Source organism: Kitasatospora sp. NPDC002965, assembly GCF_040611255.1.
GTDB lineage: Bacteria > Actinomycetota > Actinomycetes > Streptomycetales > Streptomycetaceae > Kitasatospora.
Map to the genome: position 1 here is coordinate 1 of NZ_JBEXNT010000286.1, position 2,765 is coordinate 2,765.

A 2,765-nucleotide genomic window follows, 5' to 3' on the forward strand; every position below is an offset into this window, starting at 1 on the left:
GCGCGGGCGCTGGCGGCCCGCGGCGCCGAGGTCGAGTTGCTGCGGACGGCGGACGGTACGGACCGCGCCGCGCTGGCCGGCCGGCTGCCCGCCGCCGTCGACGGAGTCCTGGCCCTGCCCGGCACGGACGTCGAACTGCTCGTCCTGGTCCAGGCGTTGGGCGACGCCGGGGTGAGCGCGCCGCTGTGGTGCGCGACCCTGGGCGCGGTGGAGGCCGGCGGGCAGCCGGTCGGGCGGCCCGAGCGGGCCCGGCTCTGGGGCCTGGGCCGGGTCGCCGCGCTGGAGCACCCCGAGCGCTGGGGCGGTCTGGTGGACCTCCCCGCCGAGCCGGACGACGCGGCCTGGGAGGGGCTGTGCGCGGCACTGGCCGGATCGGGCGGTGACGACCAGCTCGCGGTCCGCCCGTCCGGTCTGCTGGGCCGCCGGCTGCGCCGCTCCCCGGTCCCGGCCGTCACCACCCCGGCCGCCACCCCGGCCGCCGCCGCCCCTTCGGCGGGTTTCGCGGCCCTGCGCGGCACGGTGCTGATCACCGGCGGGACCGGCGGGCTGGGCGCCCAACTGGCCCGGCGGCTGGCCCGTACCGGCACCCGGCGCCTGGTGCTGACGAGCCGGCGCGGACCGTCCGCCCCGGGTGCGGAGCGGCTGGCCGCCGAACTCACCGCGCTCGGCGCCGAGGTCACGGTGGCGGCCTGCGACGTGGCGGACCGCGCTGCGCTGGCCGCCCTGCTGGACGGGCTCGGCGAGGAGCGGGTCGACGCGGTGGTGCACGCCGCCGGGCTGACCTCCGACACGCCGCTGGCCCGCTGCACGCCGGAGGGCTGGGCCGCCGAGTGCGCCGCGAAGGCGGCGGGCGCGGCCAACCTGGACACCCTCCTGGAGGGCCACCGGATCGAGGCGTTCGTCCTGTTCTCCTCGGTGTCGGCGGCCTGGGGCAGCGCCGGGCAGGGGGCGTACGCCGCCGCCAACGCCCAGCTGGACGCGCTGGCCGAGCACCGGCGCTCGCGCGGGCTGCCCGCCACCTCGGTGGCCTGGGGACCGTGGGCGGGGGCGGGGATGGCCGAGGGCCCCACCGGCGAGCGGCTGCGCGCGCTGGGGCTGCGCCCGATGGCGCCCGCGACCGCGCTGGACGCGCTGGAACAGGCCCTGGAGCTGGACGAGACGCACCTCGTGGTGGCCGACCTGGACTGGACCCGCTTCGCGGCGCTCTTCGAGTCGGCCCGGCGCAGCCCGCTGCTGGCCGAACTGACCGCCGCCCGGGCGGCGTCCGCCGACGACGGCCGGAGCGACGGCCGGAGCGAGGGCCGGGGCGACGGTGAACCGCGGGAGGCACCGGACGCGCAGTCGTCCCCCGGCGCCCTGCTCCGGGCCGGGCTGGCGCCACTGGGCCCCGAGGCCCGGCAGCGCCTTCTGGTGGACCTGGTGCGCAGCGAGTCGGCGGCCGTGCTCGGGTACGCCGACACGGCCCGGGTGGAACCCGAACGGCCTTTCCGCGAGGTCGGTTTCGACTCGCTGACCGCCGTCGAACTGCGCAACCGGCTGGTCACCGCGTGCGGCCTGGAGCTGGCCGTCACCACCGTCTTCGACCACCCGACCGCCACCGCGCTGGCCGAGCACCTGCTGTCGCTGCTGGTCGGCCGGACGGCCGCGCCGGACGGCGGCGCGGGCGACGCGACCGGTGGTCCGCTGCCGGTGGGCGAGCCGCTGGCCGTGGTGGGGATGGCCTGCCGGTTCCCCGGCGGGGTGCGCTCCCCGGAGGACCTGTGGCGACTGGTCGCCGACGGCACGGACGCGGTGGGCGGGCTGCCCACCGACCGCGGCTGGCCGCTGGACTCGCTGTACAGCGGCGACCCGGAGGCGCCCGGCACCTTCTACGCCACCGCGGGCGGATTCCTGCACGACGCGGGCGAGTTCGACGCCGAGTTCTTCGGCATCTCGCCGCGCGAGGCGCTGGCCATGGACCCGCAGCAGCGGCTGCTGATGGAGACCGCCTGGGAGGCCGTGGAGCGGGCCGGCCTGGACCCGGCGGAGCTGCGGGGCAGTAGCGGCGGGGTCTTCCTCGGCGTGGCCGCGCAGGGCTACGGCGCCGGGCCGCAGGATCCGGCCGCCGACGTCGAGGGCCATCTGCTCAGCGGCACGGTGACCAGTGTGGCCTCCGGCCGGATCGCCTACACGCTGGGCCTGGAGGGCCCGGCCGTGACGGTGGAGACCGCCTGCTCCTCCTCGCTGGTGGCGCTGCACCTGGCCGGGCAGTCGCTGCGGGCCCGGGAGTGCTCGTTCGCGCTGGTCGGCGGGGCGGCGGTGATGGCGAGCCCGGACGCGTTCGTGGAGTTCAGCCGCCAGCGCGGGCTGGCCGCCGACGGGCGGTGCCGCTCGTTCTCCGACGAGGCCGGCGGCACCGGCTGGTCGGAGGGGGTGGGCGTGCTGCTGGTCGAGACGCTGACCGAGGCCCGGCGCCTGGGGCACCCGGTGCTGGCCGTGGTCCGCGGCACGGCGATCAACCAGGACGGTGCCAGCAACGGCCTCACGGCTCCGAACGGGCTGGCCCAGCAGCGGGTGATCCGCCAGGCGCTGGCGAACTCCGGGCTGTCGGCCGCCGAGGTGGACGCGGTGGAGGCGCACGGCACCGGCACCACGCTGGGCGACCCGATCGAGGCCGGCGCGCTGCTGGCGACCTACGGGCGGGAGCGGCCCGGGGACCGGCCGCTGTGGCTGGGTTCGCTGAAGTCCAACATCGGCCACACCCAGGCCGCCTCGGGCGTCGCCGG

Annotated in this window: 1 protein-coding gene; it reads left to right on the forward strand. The window is 78.4% G+C overall.

Annotated features, from left to right (window positions below):
* Nucleotides 1-2,765 (forward strand): type I polyketide synthase (locus ABZY91_RS41825; RefSeq protein ID WP_355409467.1); only part of this gene is annotated, 2,765 nt, incomplete at both ends.